Annotated in this window: 15 protein-coding genes; 5 read left to right on the top strand and 10 right to left on the bottom strand. The window is 61.5% G+C overall.

Annotation, left to right across the window (positions count from 1 at the left end; genetic code table 11):
• Position 1 precedes the first annotated feature (1 nt).
• A complete protein-coding gene (locus FHW37_RS04015) occupies positions 2 to 880 on the top strand; it encodes an SIS domain-containing protein (protein WP_145632805.1) in 879 nt (292 codons plus the stop codon).
• 19 nt (positions 881 to 899) lie between these two features.
• Here FHW37_RS04015 and FHW37_RS04010 read toward each other — a convergent pair whose 3' ends face one another.
• The 7 genes from FHW37_RS04010 to FHW37_RS03980 all read right to left on the bottom strand — a co-directional run bounded on the left by FHW37_RS04010 (position 900) and on the right by FHW37_RS03980 (position 7,670).
• Entirely contained in the window at positions 900 to 2,108 is a 1,209-nt protein-coding gene (locus FHW37_RS04010; RefSeq protein ID WP_145632802.1) for a LysR family transcriptional regulator, read from the bottom strand.
• On the bottom strand, positions 2,105 to 2,989 hold the full coding sequence (locus tag FHW37_RS04005; RefSeq protein WP_145632799.1) for an NAD(P)-dependent oxidoreductase: 885 nt from the start codon (positions 2,987 to 2,989) through the stop codon (positions 2,105 to 2,107). The genes FHW37_RS04010 and FHW37_RS04005 overlap by 4 nt, the downstream gene beginning before the upstream one ends.
• Positions 2,990 to 3,081: 92 nt before the next feature.
• Positions 3,082 to 4,254 (bottom strand): ABC transporter substrate-binding protein, encoded by a 1,173-nt coding sequence (locus FHW37_RS04000; RefSeq protein ID WP_145632796.1) that lies wholly within the window; start codon positions 4,252 to 4,254, stop codon positions 3,082 to 3,084.
• A gap of 51 nt (positions 4,255 to 4,305) precedes the next feature.
• On the bottom strand, positions 4,306 to 5,013 hold the full coding sequence (locus tag FHW37_RS03995) for an ABC transporter ATP-binding protein (RefSeq protein WP_145632793.1): 708 nt from the start codon (positions 5,011 to 5,013) through the stop codon (positions 4,306 to 4,308).
• Entirely contained in the window at positions 5,006 to 5,761 is a 756-nt protein-coding gene (locus FHW37_RS03990; protein WP_145632790.1) for an ABC transporter ATP-binding protein, read from the bottom strand. The genes FHW37_RS03995 and FHW37_RS03990 overlap by 8 nt, the downstream gene beginning before the upstream one ends.
• Positions 5,758 to 6,816 carry a branched-chain amino acid ABC transporter permease gene (locus tag FHW37_RS03985; protein WP_145633834.1) on the bottom strand — a complete coding sequence of 353 codons (1,059 nt, stop codon included), beginning with the start codon at positions 6,814 to 6,816 and terminating at the stop codon, positions 5,758 to 5,760. Before FHW37_RS03985 ends, FHW37_RS03990 begins: the two co-directional genes overlap by 4 nt.
• The gene (locus FHW37_RS03980) at positions 6,816 to 7,670 is read right to left on the bottom strand and encodes a branched-chain amino acid ABC transporter permease (RefSeq protein WP_145632787.1); all 855 of its coding nucleotides are present in this window, start codon (positions 7,668 to 7,670) and stop codon (positions 6,816 to 6,818) included. The genes FHW37_RS03985 and FHW37_RS03980 overlap by 1 nt, the downstream gene beginning before the upstream one ends.
• Before the next feature lie 270 nt (positions 7,671 to 7,940).
• Between FHW37_RS03980 and FHW37_RS03975 the strand changes: the two genes are divergently transcribed.
• From FHW37_RS03975 to FHW37_RS03960, 4 genes are read left to right on the top strand one after another with little or no spacing between them, the layout of a single operon-like run.
• Positions 7,941 to 8,675 carry a PIG-L deacetylase family protein gene (locus FHW37_RS03975; RefSeq protein WP_145632784.1) on the top strand — a complete coding sequence of 245 codons (735 nt, stop codon included), beginning with the start codon at positions 7,941 to 7,943 and terminating at the stop codon, positions 8,673 to 8,675.
• Between the two features lie 20 nt (positions 8,676 to 8,695).
• Positions 8,696 to 9,658, top strand: coding sequence for a VOC family protein (locus FHW37_RS03970; protein ID WP_145632781.1), 963 nt, complete (start codon positions 8,696 to 8,698; stop codon positions 9,656 to 9,658).
• A gap of 2 nt (positions 9,659 to 9,660) precedes the next feature.
• Positions 9,661 to 10,332 (top strand): 4-carboxy-4-hydroxy-2-oxoadipate aldolase/oxaloacetate decarboxylase, encoded by a 672-nt coding sequence (locus tag FHW37_RS03965; RefSeq protein WP_145632779.1) that lies wholly within the window; start codon positions 9,661 to 9,663, stop codon positions 10,330 to 10,332.
• Entirely contained in the window at positions 10,325 to 11,383 is a 1,059-nt protein-coding gene (locus FHW37_RS03960) for a 4-oxalomesaconate tautomerase (RefSeq protein WP_145632776.1), read from the top strand. Before FHW37_RS03965 ends, FHW37_RS03960 begins: the two co-directional genes overlap by 8 nt.
• A gap of 48 nt (positions 11,384 to 11,431) precedes the next feature.
• On the opposite strand, the gene FHW37_RS03955 is transcribed toward FHW37_RS03960, so the two are convergent.
• Genes FHW37_RS03955 through FHW37_RS03945 form a run of 3 tightly spaced genes read right to left on the bottom strand, consistent with a single transcriptional unit; the run spans position 11,432 to position 14,734 of the window.
• Positions 11,432 to 13,063 (bottom strand): FGGY-family carbohydrate kinase, encoded by a 1,632-nt coding sequence (locus FHW37_RS03955; RefSeq protein ID WP_145632773.1) that lies wholly within the window; start codon positions 13,061 to 13,063, stop codon positions 11,432 to 11,434.
• Positions 13,064 to 13,083: 20 nt separating this feature from the next.
• A complete protein-coding gene (locus tag FHW37_RS03950; protein WP_145632770.1) occupies positions 13,084 to 13,722 on the bottom strand; it encodes a dihydroxyacetone kinase family protein in 639 nt (212 codons plus the stop codon).
• A gap of 10 nt (positions 13,723 to 13,732) precedes the next feature.
• Positions 13,733 to 14,734, bottom strand: coding sequence for a dihydroxyacetone kinase subunit DhaK (locus FHW37_RS03945; protein WP_145632766.1), 1,002 nt, complete (start codon positions 14,732 to 14,734; stop codon positions 13,733 to 13,735).
• Position 14,735: the final 1 nt, after the last annotated feature.

Genomic DNA, 14,735 nt, shown 5'->3' with positions numbered 1-14,735 from the left:
GATGGATACCGAAGTCATACGCAATAGCGGCCGCAATATCATCGAGATCATCAGGACGATGCGCCCGGAGCTTCGCAAGTCCGACCGCAAGGTCGCCGACATCGTGCTCGACGATCCGCGCCGCATCATGAACGCGACGGTGGGCGAGACCGCGCAGTTGGCGGATGTCAGCCAGCCGACCGTGCTGCGCTTCACCACCGCGATCGGCTGCAGCGGTTTTCAGGATTTCAAGATCAAGCTGGCCCAGAGCCTTGCCTTCGGCACGCCCGCGACGCATTCGGTGCTGCTCGATACGGACGAGCCCGAGATCGTCGCTGAAAAGATCTTCGACTACACGATGACCAGCCTCGACTGGGCACGTTCGCGGCTGAACAAGGAGGCGCTGCACAAGGCGATCGATATTCTTGCGGCGGCAAGGACGATCGTCTTTTTCGGTTTTGGCGCCTCCGGCATCGTCGCGCGCGATGCGCAGCAGAAATTCCCGCTCTTCGGCGTCCCTTGCGTGGCGGAACTCGATTCCCACCAGCAGCTGATGGTCGCCTCGATGATGAAGCCGGGCGATGTCGCCTTCGTCATCTCCAATACGGGCACGACCCGTTCGATCATTGAAATCGCCCGGATCGCCCACGAAAACGGTGCGACCGTGATCTGTCTGACCGGCTCGGATTCGCCGCTGACCCATTATTGCGACGTTTCGCTGATCGTCGAGACGCTCGAAAACACCAATATGTACACGCCGACGATTTCGCGCATCGCAGCACTGGTCGTGATCGATATCCTCTCCACCAGCGTCGCCCTGCGTCGTCCGCCGGAAGATCAGGCACGGATACACCAGATGAAGCGGCAGCTGAGCGACATGCGCAAGATGCAACCGATCTAAGTTCGTCGGCTTCGTCGGATCAATGATCGCTCTCTTCCGGAAGAGAGCGATCGTCCAGCAGCGAGATGAAGTGTTCCTGCGCCGAGGTTGGCGCCCAGTTTACCCGGAGGGTAAGACCGATCGGCCGGGCGGTGTGGCACAGGTCCAGCGGCAGGGCCTTGAGCAATCCGCGTGCGATTTCGGCCTGCGCCTGACGGACGGAAATGCAGCCGAGATGATCGGTGCAGCTCAGCAGTTCGCGCATGAGGATGAGCGAGCTCGATTCCACGATGCTCGCCGGCTGGTGGGGTCGGTCGTCGAACAGGGCGTCGAAATGCTGCCTGATCGGCGTTCCGTGCTGGGCGACGACCCAGGGATAGGCCGCGAGCTCGTTGATCGTCACACTTTGCCGCTGCGCGAGCGGATGCCCGCTGCCCGAAACGACGACAAGTGTGTCGTTGAACAGAAAGCGTTGTTCGACATCGCCGATCGGTGCCGGCTCGCGCAGGGCGCCGATCAGGAAATCGATCTCGCCGCGTCTGAGGCCGGAGAGCAGGTCCGAATAAGGGCCTTCAACGATACGGATCGCGATTTTCGGCCGGGTCTTGCGGAATTCCGCGATTGCCCGCGGCAGCAGAAAAGATCGGGCAAGCGGCATGGCGCCGATCACGATCCTGCCCTTTTCCTCGGATCTCGCCTCTGCAAGATCGGTTTCGGCCTGGACCAGCTCGGTAAAGGCAAGCCGTGCCGCCTGCGCCAGAGCCAGGGCGGCGCGGGAGGCGATAATACCGTAGGACGTCCGTTCGAAGAGAGGTTTTCCCGCCTCGTCCTCCAGCTGGGTGATGGCGCGGTGTACGGTCGGCTGCGCAAGGCCGAGCTGGCGCGCGGCCAGCGTGAAATTGCCGGCTTCGCTGACGGCAACCAGTGCCTCGAGCTGCGAGGTCGTCGCCACCATCTTTAGCCGCGGGCTAAGCTCCGCGAGCGCCGGGTCCAGAAAATCGAAGGCGCGCCTGACCCGCCTTGCAAGCGCTTTACCCTCGGCATTGGCAAACAGCCCCCGCGGCGTGCGGGTGAAAACCGTTGTCCTGAGGCTGCGCTCGATCTTGGCAAGCGCCTGGGTGACTGCCGGCTGGGACAGATGCGACAGGGCCGAGGCCTGGGTAACGGAATTCGTATCGACGACGGCAAGGAAAAGCCGCAGGTGACGCAGATTATGCTGAACATTTGATGCGGTCTGGATCAGCGTCACGGGCCAAGATGCTTTAAGATGGCGTCGGTGCGGCTATCGAGCCTTTTGTCGCCGGGGTCGATGCCGAGATTGCCGAGATCCTGCTGCCAGTCGACAGCGGCGAGCGCCATCCGGTTCGGCAGGTTGAGTTCATGCAATGTGGCTGCGACCTCGCGCATTTCGGCTGCCCTCCGCTTGCCGTGAACCAGCATGCGCTCAAGATTGTAGGATGATCGCGCGGTCCAGTCTATGCCGGGATCGGAAGCCTGTAGCGAGGCAAGCACCTGTTTTTCGACACCGGCCCGGCGGGCAGCGAGAACACATTCGGCGGTCAGCGCCTCCAGTCCCTTGATCATCACCGAACGCAGCATCTTGATCGACGAGGCTTCGCCGACATGGTCGCCGGCCACCTGGGCATTCATGCCGAGATCCGTCAGGACGCCCAGTGCCTGCGCGGCAAAGGGGCCGGAAAGGAGCAATGGTGTCCGGTGCTTTGCGGGATGGACCGGCGACATGACCGCAACATCGACATATTGCCCTCCGCCGGCATCGACCATGGCCGCCGCCCTTGCCTTTGTCGCCGGCGAGCAGGAATTGCAGTCGAGATAAAGCGCGCCCTTTTCGATGAAGGGCAAAGCAGCCTCTGCCGCCTGAAAGGCACGGTCGGCAGTCACAAGGCTGAATATCACGGATTTTCGCCTAAAAGCCTCGGCACGGGTATAGGCGCAGGTCACATCCAGACCGGCGCAGGTGTCGATGAGGAGATTGTGCTGGGATGTATCTTCGATCTTGATGTCGAAGGTCGAGATCGGCTGGTATTGCTTGGCATCGGGTTCGCTCTGCCAGCCCGATATGAAGGCCTGCGCCGCCTCGCCAAAACCCAAAGTCGCGATATCGAGCATGCATGTCTCCATTGCCGATAATAGTCACACGTGTGGATGAGGACAGCGCAGCGATCGCCGCACTGTCCATCGGCGTTTCCTCGTGCCGAGTTTTATTGTGCGGCCGGATCCTTCACCGCCGTATAGGTCTTGAACTCGGTATTGTAGAGTTCGCCACCAACCCGTTCCACCTTGCGCATGTAGATGTCCTGCACAATGTCGCGGGTGTCGGGATCTATCGAGATCGGGCCGCGCGGACTGGCGATCTGCATGCCCTTGGCAGCTTCGACGAACGTGTCGCCATCCGCTTCGCCCTTGGTCTTGTCGAGCGTCTTGTAGATCAGGTCGAGTGCGTCCCAGGCTGCGGCTGCCACCATATTGGGGCGCATGCCGTCATTGTTCTTCTTGAAGGCTTCGACGAAAGCCTTGTTTTCCGGCGAGTCGTGGTTGGTGGAATAGGGGCCGCCGGTGATGACGCCGATTGCCGGGTCGCCCATGCTGTTCAGCAGATCGTCATCGGTCACATCGGCCATGGCGATGACCTTGATGCCCGACTTGTCGAGGCCGCGTTCGACGAACTGTTTCATGAAGGCCGCGCCGGCGCCGGTCGGCACGAAGACGAACAGTGCCTCCGGCTTTTCATCGGCGGCGCGCTGCAGGAAGGGCGCGAAATCCGGGTTGGCGAGCGGAACCTTGAGCTTGGAGATCACCGTGCCGCCATTCGCCTCGATCGTCTTGGCAAACCATTCCTCGGCATCCTTGCCCGGTCCGTAGTCGGAAACGACGCTGACAAACTTCTTCGCCCCGTTTTCCGGCGCCCATTTGCCGATGGCGCTGGCGACCTGCGGAATGGTCCATGAGGTGCGCAGCATGTAGGGCGAGGCCTTCATGATCGAGGATGTGGCCGCGACCATGATGACCTGCGGGATCTTGGCCCGCTTGGAAAGTTGCGCCACCGAAAGTGCGGTCGGCGTATTGCCGAAGCCGGTCAGGATGGAGACCTTGTCATTGGTCACCAGTTCCTGTGAGATGCGCAGCGCATTGTCCGGCACGCTGCCATCGTCCTTGACCAGAAACTGTACCTGCTTGCCGCCCGCCTTTTCTCCATGGGTGGCGACAAAGGCCTTCAGCGCGGCATTGATCTGCCGGCCGTTGGACTGGAAACCGCCGGTCAGCGGAATGACCACGCCGACCTTGACGGGATCCTCGGCACGGGCGGCAGGGACTGCCGCTGTCATCAATGAAAGTGCGGTGATCGCACCTGTCAGAACCGATTTCATTCGCATTGTTCTCTCCTCCTCCATTTTTGTTGATGCGCATTCTGTTGAAGAACCGGGCTAACTCGCACCCACACCCAGGAAGCGCGACAGCGTTTGCCGATCTTCCGCGAGGGCCTGGCTTTGGCCGGAATAGGCGATGGCGCCCCGATCAAGGATGATCGCCTGGTCGGTGATCGCCAGGATCTGCTGGGCATGCTGTTCGACGATGATCGCGCTCATACCCTCGTCGCGGACGATCCTGCGGATCGCGGCCAGCAGTTCCTCGACGATGATCGGTGCCAACCCTTCGGTCGGTTCGTCGAGCAGCAGGATCTTCGGGTTGAGCACGAGGGCGCGGGCGATCGACAACATCTGCTGCTCGCCGCCCGAAAGCTGGTTGCCGAAATTGCCGCGCCTTTCCTGCAGCCGCGGAAACAGCTGGTACATGGCCGCCAGCGTCCATTTGCCCGGACGGGCGACTGCGGTGATGTTTTCCTCGACCGTGAGCGAGCGAAAGATGCCACGCTCCTGCGGCACCCAGCCGATACCAGCCTCGACACGACGTTCCGGCGCCATCCTCGTCAGATCCGCGCCGTCGAGGTCGATCGTGCCGCCGTGGTGGCGGGTGAGACCAATCAGTGTGTTGAGCAGGGTGGTCTTGCCGACGCCGTTGCGTCCGAGCAGCGCCACCGCCTGACCGGGTTCGATCGCCATGCTGACGGCATGCAGCACGGTTGCCTTGCCATAACCGGCCGATAGCGCGTCTATCTTCAGGAGATCAGGCATGCGCAGCTCCTCCGAGATAGACCTGTTTCACGCGCTGGTCTTTCGAGATCTCCTCGACCGAGCCCTCGGCGAAAAGCGCACCGGCGACGAGAACCGAGATGCGGTTTGCGAAATTGAAGACGAGATCCATGTCGTGCTCGATCAGCAGGATGGAGACATCGGCCGGCAAGGCCGCAAGCCGGCTCATGACTTCCTTGCGGTCGGCTTCCGGCACGCCTGCCGCCGGCTCGTCGAGCAGCAGGACTTTCGGCCTGCAGGCGACTGCAAGCGCGATCTCCAGCAGCCGCTGTTTTCCATAGGGGAGGGCGGAACACGGCTGATCGAAGACACTGTCCAGGCCGAAATCCGAAAGCAGGCCGGCGATCTCGTCATCGATGCCGGGAGCATCGAAGGCGGGTTTCAGCCAGCGCCAGCCCTGGCCCTCGCGTTCGTTGATGACGAGTGCCAGGCTTTCGACGACGTTGAGGCCGGCAAACAGCTGGTTGATCTGGAAGGTCCGGACCAGCCCGCGCTGGACGCGGCCTTCCCGCCGGAGCGCGGTGATATCCTTGCCCTCGAGCATCACGCTGCCGTCCGAAGGCTTGAGCACGCCGGTCAGCAGATTGATGAATGTCGTCTTGCCGGCGCCGTTCGGTCCGATCAGGGCGTGGCGCGCACCTTTTTCGAGGCGGAAACTGACATCGGTCGTCGCCATCAGCGCTCCGAAAGTCTTGGTCAGGTTGCGGGTTTCGAGTGTGACGGCGGTCATGTCGGTTTGCCCTTGTCGGCGACCGTCACCGCATCCAGGCGTCCGGGCTGCCGTGGACGGGAGATACGTGCGGAGATGGAATTGATGAGCTGCCTTGGCCGGTCTCGGCCGGTGATGACGAAGGCGATCAGCAGGGCGCCGAGCCAGAACTGCCAGTATTGCGGTGTTACCGACGAAAGCGCGTCCTGGATCAGTTCGTAGGCGAGAGCGCCGACGAGGCCGCCATAGAGATAACCGGTGCCACCGATGACCAGCACCATCAGCCCGTCTGCGGATTTCTGAAAGGACAGAACATCCAGCGAAATGAACTGCTGCGTCTGGGTAAAGAGCGCGCCCGCAATTCCGGCATAAGCGCCCGAGAGGGTATAGACCGCCACCAGCCGCGCCTTGACCGGAATGCCGACGGCAGAGGCCCGGAGCGGATTGTCGCGGATCGCCTTCAGCGAATAACCAAAGGGCGAAGCGGTGACGAAGCGGGCAAGCAGAAGCAGGATGAAGAGAACAACAAGGCTGTAGGCATAGCCGGTATGGCCGTAGATATCGAATTCGAATGTGCCGAACAGCGGATCGATCGCAATCCCCTGCAGGCCATCGGCGCCGCCGGTCAGCCAGCTCGCCTGATTTGCGATTTCGTGCAGGACGGCGGCAACACCGAGCGTCACCATTAGCCGGGTCAGATCCGCGCCGCGCAGGAGCAGAAAGCTCGTCGGGAACGCGATGAGCGCGCCGGCCAGTGCCGCAACCAGAAGGCCGGTGAGTGGCTCGCCGGTCACGTGGATGGAAAGCAGCCCACTCGCATAGGCGCCGACGCCGTACATGGCGGCCTGGCCAAGCGTGACGATGCCGGCATAACCAAGCACGAGATCAATCGACAGTGCCAGGATGGCGAAGATGACGATCTCGGTGAGGATCAGATGTTCACCGGGCAGCAGGAACCAGGCGGCGACGGCGATCAGCCAGAAGCCGATTTCCAGACGCGACCAGCGGCCATGGCGTTTCATCACGCTGCGAACGGCCTCGGCGGTGGCGCTCTGTCTTTTCTCGCGCACACTCATCATGCTGCCCTCGAAAAGAGCCCGTGCGGGCGAAGGACAAGCACCGCGACGAGGACGATGTAGATGATGAAGCCGCCGAGTGAGGGGACGTAATATTTGCCGAGCACATCGGCGACACCGAGCAGGATGGAGGCAACCAGCGGGCCGGTCATGCTCGATGTTCCGCCGACCGAAACGACGATCAGGAAATAGACCATGAATTTGAGCGGGAATGTCGGATCGAGACCAAGGATCTCGGCACCGAGTGCACCGCCCAGTCCCGCAAGCCCGGAGCCGATCGCAAAGGTCACGGCGAAGATGACATTGACCCGGATGCCGACGCCGCGGGCGACACGCCGGTCATCGACGGATGCGCGCAGCCGGCTGCCGAAGCGGGTATGGGCGAGTATCAACTGCAGGGCGATCGCAAGCAGGCCGCAGACGACGACGAGGAAGGCTCGGTAAACACCGATCCCGATGCCGCCGACGGTGAAGCGTCCGCGCAAAAAGTCCGGCAGGTTGAGGATCTGCTGCTGCGATCCCATGAGATAATCGACGCCGGCAACAGCGATGAAGACGAGCCCGATCGAGAACAGGACCTGATCGAGATGGGTCTTGTCATAAAGCCGGCAGTAGAGGGCCTTTTCCAGCAGGCCGCCAGCTATTGCGGTCACCATGAAGGCGATCGGCAGTGTCAGGAGAAAAGGCACGCCCCAGCGGTTGGTCATGAGCACGGTGACGTAACCACCCGCCATGGCAAAGGCGCCATGGGCAAGGTTGATGAAATTCATGAGGCCAAGGGTTACCGCCAGTCCGCATGACAGCACGAACAGCAGCATCCCATAGGCAAGCCCATCGAATAGAAGGGTCAGCATTCTTCCTCCCGCTGACATCCGCGCTGAATGGCGCGGTGCCGAACTTTCTCCCGCGGGCACAGCATGAGGCTGGCCCAGTTCGAGCTTCAAAGCTGGAGGGAATGTGAGGAAATGCCTATTTCAATATGATCGGAAAGGCATAAGAAAAAGCTATAGAAAGTAAGAAGCCTAACGGCCGCTATAGCTATAACTTATCAAGTTTGCCGAATTTCTGAATTGGCAAACCATGCCTTGCCGCATGAAATCCCTCCCACGAGGAAGGAGACCATCATGTCGGAAAAGAAGACGGCGCTTGTGATCAGCGCCCATGCTGCGGATTTTGTCTGGCGGTGCGGCGGTGCGATCGCACTGCATGCGGAAAAGGGTTATGACGTCACGGTCGTCTGCCTGTCCTTCGGCGAGCGCGGTGAATCCGCAAAGCTCTGGAAGGTGCCGGGCATGACGCTCGACAAGGTCAAGGCTGCACGCCGCACCGAGGCGGAAAAGGCGGCCAAGGCGCTTGGCGTCCACGATCTGATCAGTTTCGATCTTGGCGATTATCCGCTGCGGCTCAGCGATGACGACAAATACCGGCTTGTCGATGTCATCAGGGATGTCCAGCCGGCCTTCATGCTCAGCCATTCGCAATACGACCCTTATAACACCGACCATATGTATGCGACGCAGGTGGCACTCGAAACCCGCATGATCGCGCAGGCCTGGGGCCATAATCCCGGGCAGAAGGTGCTGGGCGCGCCGCAGCTCTATCTCTTCGAGCCGCACCAGACCGAGCAGATGGGCTGGAAGCCCGACGTCTTTTTGGACATCACCGCGGTCTGGGAGAAAAAGCGCGCGGCGATCGAGTGCATGGAAGGCCAGGAACATCTCTGGGAGTTCTACACACGCGTCGCGCAGAACCGTGCTAACCATTTTCAGCGCAATTCCGGCGGTCAGTCGGGCGGGCGCGCCGCCAAATATGCGGAAGGTTTCCAGTCGATCTTCCCGCGGACGGTAGACGAGCTCTGACGGGCCGTCGGGAGGGGAAAATGGAAGTTTGCCACGACATCGCGCATCTGGCGCATGTCGAGATGTATTCGAACCGTTTCGAAGACAGTCTCGACTTCTTCATCAACATCTATGGCCTGACGCTGACGGATCGGGACGAAAATTCCGCCTATCTGCGAGCCTTCGACGATTACGAGTTTCACAGCCTGAAGCTTACCCGGCATACGACGACGGGTGTCGGCCATATCGCCTATCGGGCAGCCTCGCCGGAGGCGCTGCAGCGCCGCGTTGCGGCGATCGAAGCCAGCGGTTATGAGGTGATCGGCTGGGTGGATGGTGACCTTGGCCATGGCAAGGCTTTCCGGTTCAGGGATCCTTTCGGGCATGTGTTCGAGATCTATTACGATACGGTTCGCTACCGGCCACCGGCAGGCGAGACGCCGGCCCTAAAAAACATCGCGCAGCGGTTTCATGGTCGCGGCTGCCATCCGCGGCGTATCGATCATCTCAATCTTCTCGCCGCCGATGTTTCCGAATTCCGGCGCTTCATGGAGACCTGCCTCGGTTCGCGGGTCACGGAGATGATACAGCTCGACAATGGCCGGCTCGGCGGTTGCTGGTTCACCATCAACAACAAGACCTACGATCTCGCCTGCACCGAGGAACATGGCGGCGGCGACGCTCGGCTGCATCACGTCACTTATGCCACGGACACGCGCGAGGACATCTTGCGCGCCGCCGACATCTTTCTCGAAAACGGCGTGCATATCGAGACCGGGCCGCACAAGCACGCCATCCAGGGCACGTTCTTTCTTTATGTCTGGGAGCCGGCCGGCAACCGGGTGGAGCTCGCCAATTCCGGTGCGCGCCTCATTCTCGCGCCAGATTGGGAACCGGTCGTCTGGACCGAGAGCGAACGCAAGAAAGGCCAGGCCTGGGGTCTGAAGACCATCGAGACATTTCACACGCACGGCACTCCGCCGGTGAACAGACAGGGAGCCTGACCATGGGCATCGTCCGTCAGAATATCGAACGCGCAGATGCCGGCGTCATCGAGCGGCTTGCGCATGCCGGCGTTGCGACTGTTCACGAGGCGCAGGGACGTCGCGGCCTGTTCGCAAGCCATATGCGGCCGATCTATTCCGGTGCGCAGATTGCCGGTTCGGCGGTGACGATTTCCGCGCCTCCCGGTGACAACTGGATGATCCATGTGGCGATCGAGCAGCTCCGTGAGGGCGACATTCTGGTGCTGGCGCCGACCTCGCCCTGCGACAATGGCTATTTCGGCGATCTTCTGGCCACGTCGGCCATGGCGCGCGGCTGCCGCGGCCTGATCATCGATGGCGGCGTGCGCGATATCCGCGATCTGAAACAGATGCAGTTCCCCGTCTGGTCGAAAGCCATCTCGGCAGAGGGAACAGTCAAGGAGACGCTGGGATCGGTCAATATCCCGATCGTCTGCGCAGGTGCGCTTGTCGAGGGCGGTGATGTCATCGTCGCCGATGATGACGGTGTCTGTGTCGTCAAGCGCAGCGAGGCGGCGGCCGTTGCTGAGGCCGCCGAAAAGCGGGTCGCCAACGAAGATGCCAAGCGGAAGCGGCTGGCCGCCGGCGAACTCGGCCTCGATATCTACGACATGCGCCCAAGACTAAAGGAGAAGGGCCTGAAATATGTATAAGGACGGCATTCCCTGCCTCTGGATGCGCGGTGGAACGTCAAAAGGCGCTTATTTTCTCGCATCGGATCTTCCGCAGGATGCAAAAGAACGGAATGCGTTGCTTCTGCGGGTGATGGGGTCGCCCGATCCACGCCAGATCGACGGTATCGGCGGTGCCGATCCCCTGACATCGAAAGTGGCGGTATTGTCACCGTCCAGCCGCGAGGATGCGGATGTCGATTATCTCTTTCTGCAGGTTTTCGTCGATCAGGCGCTGGTGAGCGATGCGCAGGGGTGCGGCAATATTCTGGCTGGCGTCGGCCCTGCTGCAATCGAGCGGGGTCTTGTGCCGGTCACTGGCGAGGTGACGCCGGTGCGCATTCACATGGTCAATTCCGGCGAGGTGGCCGTCGCGAGGATCGAAACGCCCGGAGGGCGCGTCAATTACCAGGGCGATACGGCGATTGCCGGCGTGCCGGGACATCACGCTGCCGTGCCGCTGCTTTTTACCAATATTGCGGGCTCGATGTGCGGTGCACTGCTGCCCACCGGCAATGAAATGGACGTTATCGACGGCATCGAGGCGACGCTGATCGATAACGGCATGCCCTGTGTCATCATGCGTGCTTCGGATTTCGGGCTGTCGGGTCAGGAGACCCGTGAGGAGATCGAGGCGAACGAGCCGCTGAAAAAGCGGATCGAGGCGATCCGGCTGAAGGCCGGGCCGATGATGAGCCTCGGCGATGTTACCGCGGCCTCGGTTCCCAAGATGACGCTTGTGTCGGCGCCCCAGAAGGGCGGCGCGATAAACACGCGCAGCTTCATTCCGCATCGGGTTCATACGTCCGTCGGCGTGCTTGCCGCAGTCACGGTTGCGACCGCGACGCGTCTTGAGCACTCGCCGGCGCACGCCCTGGCGAATATTCCGCTCGACGGCCGCTATCGGATCGAGCATCCGACAGGCGACATGGAAGTATTTCTGGATCTCGGCGCCGGCGGCGAGATTAAGGGTGCCGGCACGGTCAGGACGGCACGCAAGCTGTTCGATGGGCGGGTGTTTCCCATTTCATAGCGAAGCATTGCCGACCGGCCGGATATTGCCGATTTCCAGAGGCAGCTGTCAGTTGACGCTTGAGCCCATGATCTGGCGTATGCGCCGGTCGGCAGCCTTGAGCTCGCGATAGGCGAGCCGTTTCCGCTTATGGAAATTCTCAGCATCGCCACCCTGGGGAGGAATGGCCTCCTTCATCCTGCTCATCTTTCTCGCGAGATCGACAAGGGATTGGCCCTGATGCGCGCTTGCACCGATCATGGCGGCGCCCAGCAGGACAGGTTCGCCTGTCACGGGCAGCTGGACGGTGAGGCCGGTGCTGTCGGCCAGGATGCGTCGGAAAAGCGGGCTCTTGGCGGCGCCACCTGAAACAACGATTGTTTTAAGCGGCAGGCCCTTGGCAACAAGGGCATCCACGACATCGCCGGTGCCGTAGCAAAGGCCGCACAGCGTCGCGACATACATTTCGACAAGATTGTCGAGACTGTCATCCAGCCGCAGGCCGGCGAGCACAGCCGTTGTCGACGGATCGGCCTCCGGGGAACGGTTGCCGAGGAATTCCGGCACGACATGGATGTTGGATGCGAGCTTTGCCGCATCCTCGACGCTGCCGGCCTTTTCGATGGCGAGCCGCTCCAGCAGGGCGAGCAGGTCTGTTCCTGCCGCCGCAGCCTGTTCTCTTACTTTGGCCGTGGCGGGATGCACGGCGATGACATGGGCAAGCGCGGCGCCAAAGGCGGATTGGCCACCTTCATTGAGCCAGAAACCCGGCAGCATCGCGCTGTGATAAGGTCCCCAGACCCCATCCACAAAAACCGGCTCGGCCGATACCGTCATGGCGCAGGCGGATGTGCCCATGATCAGCGCAAGCCGGCTGTTCAGGTCTTCCGCCTCGGGCTTGTCGGAAGGGGCGGCAATCGTGCCGATCCCGCCGGCATGCGCATCGATCGCGGAAAGACCGACCGGCGTGCCGGGGAGGAGGCCGAGATCATCGGCCGCGCTCTGAAGCAGGCCCTGGCCGATCGGCGCGCCGATTTCACCGACATTAGTGCCGATACGCGCAATATCGCGCTTCAATTCCGCGAGGCCGACGGCTTCCAGAAAATCGAGATCCCAGCGATGTTCGTGGCCGAGATAGGTCCATTTGCAGGTGACGGTGCAGAGCGACCGTGTCGTATCACCCGTCGCGCGATAGGTCAGATAGTCGGCAAGATCGAAGAAATGTTCTGCGGCATCGAAGGTCGGCTTGTTGTTTTCCTTCAGCCACAAGAGCTTCGGAACCTGCATTTCAGGCGAAATGCGGCCACCGACATAGGACAGGACATGGTGCGGTTCACTGTTGATCCGCTCCGCCTGGGCGACGGCGCGGTGATCCATCCAGACAATCACGTCTCGGTTTGGATCGCCGCCCGGCAAGGTCGGCAGAGATTGGGCATCCTTGCCGACAATGACCATGGAGCAAGTGGCATCGAAGCCGACGCCTTTGATGGAAGCCGCATCGACCTTTGCTTCGCGCATCGTCTGGCGCAAGGCAGTGCAGATCGCCTGCCAGATATCGTCCGAGGATTGTTCAAAAACCTCGCCGGAAGACGGCCACATCCTGATCGGGTGAGCCGCGCTGGCGATCAGCGAACCATGTTCATCGAAAAGGCCGGCTCGGGCGCTGCCCGTGCCGACGTCGATACCTGCGTAGATTGCCATTGCGTCCTTACTCGTTGTTGTCAGGCGGAAACGAAGTCGCTCAGCTTTCTCAAGAGAAGGGCGCCGACGGTGGCGCCTGCATCCTGAAGACCCACGGTCTTTTCCTGGAATGCAGCGGCCTTTCCGTGCTGGGCGACCAGCGACTTGGTGCTTTCAAGAGCTTCTTCCGCCGCATCGGCTGCAATTGCAAGGGCCACTTTGAGCGAAGCACCGGCCGCGGCCTGACCTTCGAGGGTGCGGGCAACAGGATCAAGCACATCGACGATCGTCTTGTCGCCCACCTTGGCCTTGCCGCGTTCGGAAATACCGTCGCGGAAGGCGACCCAGAAAGCGGCCATCTCGCCGGTGCCAAGCGATTGCGCTGTCTCGACGGCCTTGCTGGCGCGCAGGAAACCGGTCGCCGTCAACGTGCCCATGGTGGAAGGAGCGGTGCGGGCCATCGTGGCCCCGGCGGTGCGCAGCAGTTTGGCGATGCCGGCCGCTTCGCCTTCGGCCGCAACGGCCTCGGCTGCGGCGGCAAACGACTTGCTCATCGTGATGCCGAGATCGCTGTCGCCGACTTTGCCGTCCAGCGAGATCAGGAATTCGCGCTGTTCGGCAAAAAGCGTCTTCCAGGCGTCGAAGAGACGGATCAGATCGGAAGCTGTAATGGCGTCCATGGTCATGTCCTCAGGCAGAGATGTGTTTGAAGAACGGCGTGTTGGCCGGTGCGCCGACGAGGCGGTCGAGCTCCGCATCGAGATGCAGGATGGAGACGGAGGCGCCAGCCATTTCCATGGCGGTGGCGAACTCGCCGACCCAGACATGCTTTACTTTCACGCCGCGGCCTTCCATCAGCTGCGCGACGCGGCGGAACAGGATGTAGAGTTCTTCGAGCGGCGTGCCGCCGAGACCGTTGACGAGGACGGCGACTTCATCGCCGGACTTGTAATCCTGTTCGGCAAAGATGCGCTCCATCATCTCGTCGATGACGTCATCGGCCGATGCCAGCTTCTTGCGGCTGATGCCCGGTTCGCCATGGATGCCCATGCCGATTTCCATCTCGTCTTCGCCGATCGAAAATGTGGCATGGCCGATTTCCGGCACGACGCAGCTAGAAAGGGCGACACCCATCGTGCGGGTACGCAGGCGGGCCTTTTCGGCAACGCGATGCACTTCGTCGAGCGACAGGCCTTCGGCTGCGGCAGCACCGGCCGTCTTGTAGAGGAAATAGATGCCGGCGACGCCGCGACGCTTGTGTTCTTCGCCGACCTTGGAGGAGGCGACGTCGTCATTGCCGACGCATTGCTTGACCTGAATGCCGTCGAGATCGGCCAGTTCCGCGGCCATGTCGAAATTGATGATGTCACCGGTATAGTTGCCGTAGATGTAGAGAACGCCGGCGCCCTGATCGATCGCCTTGGTCACCTGATACATCTGTTCGGAGCTCGGCGACTGGAACACGCCGCCGACGGCTGCGCCATCCAGCATGCCGTCGCCGACATAACCGAGGAAGGTCGGCAGATGGCCGGAGCCGCCGCCGGTTGCGATGCCGACCTTGCCGGTCTTCGGCCGCGACGTCACCAGGCAGCGCTTGTCATCGGCGACGTAAGTCACGGCCGGGTGGGCGCGATAGATGCCGTCGAGCATTTCGTCGACGAAATTGACCGGGTCGTTCAGAAACTTCTTCATG

Origin of the sequence: Neorhizobium alkalisoli, from assembly GCF_007829835.1 — a bacterium.
Classification (GTDB): domain Bacteria; phylum Pseudomonadota; class Alphaproteobacteria; order Rhizobiales; family Rhizobiaceae; genus Neorhizobium.
The sequence above is the reverse complement of the archived record's forward strand: the minus strand, read 5'-3'. Positions and strand labels throughout refer to the sequence as shown.

Bases quoted from the DNA above. Each gene is read 5' to 3' on its own strand.
- FHW37_RS04015 (WP_145632805.1), top strand. From the start codon at position 2: ATGGATACCGAAGTCATACGCAATAGCGGCCGCAATATCATCGAGATC.
- FHW37_RS04005 (WP_145632799.1), bottom strand. From the start codon at position 2,989: ATGCTCGATATCGCGACTTTGGGTTTTGGCGAGGCGGCGCAGGCCTTC.
- FHW37_RS04000 (WP_145632796.1), bottom strand. From the start codon at position 4,254: ATGCGAATGAAATCGGTTCTGACAGGTGCGATCACCGCACTTTCATTG.
- FHW37_RS03995 (WP_145632793.1), bottom strand. From the start codon at position 5,013: ATGCCTGATCTCCTGAAGATAGACGCGCTATCGGCCGGTTATGGCAAG.
- FHW37_RS03990 (WP_145632790.1), bottom strand. From the start codon at position 5,761: ATGACCGCCGTCACACTCGAAACCCGCAACCTGACCAAGACTTTCGGA.
- FHW37_RS03985 (WP_145633834.1), bottom strand. From the start codon at position 6,816: ATGAGTGTGCGCGAGAAAAGACAGAGCGCCACCGCCGAGGCCGTTCGC.
- FHW37_RS03980 (WP_145632787.1), bottom strand. From the start codon at position 7,670: ATGCTGACCCTTCTATTCGATGGGCTTGCCTATGGGATGCTGCTGTTC.
- FHW37_RS03975 (WP_145632784.1), top strand. From the start codon at position 7,941: ATGTCGGAAAAGAAGACGGCGCTTGTGATCAGCGCCCATGCTGCGGAT.
- FHW37_RS03970 (WP_145632781.1), top strand. From the start codon at position 8,696: ATGGAAGTTTGCCACGACATCGCGCATCTGGCGCATGTCGAGATGTAT.
- FHW37_RS03965 (WP_145632779.1), top strand. From the start codon at position 9,661: ATGGGCATCGTCCGTCAGAATATCGAACGCGCAGATGCCGGCGTCATC.
- FHW37_RS03960 (WP_145632776.1), top strand. From the start codon at position 10,325: ATGTATAAGGACGGCATTCCCTGCCTCTGGATGCGCGGTGGAACGTCA.
- FHW37_RS03955 (WP_145632773.1), bottom strand. From the start codon at position 13,063: ATGGCAATCTACGCAGGTATCGACGTCGGCACGGGCAGCGCCCGAGCC.
- FHW37_RS03950 (WP_145632770.1), bottom strand. From the start codon at position 13,722: ATGGACGCCATTACAGCTTCCGATCTGATCCGTCTCTTCGACGCCTGG.
- FHW37_RS03945 (WP_145632766.1), bottom strand. From the start codon at position 14,734: ATGAAGAAGTTTCTGAACGACCCGGTCAATTTCGTCGACGAAATGCTC.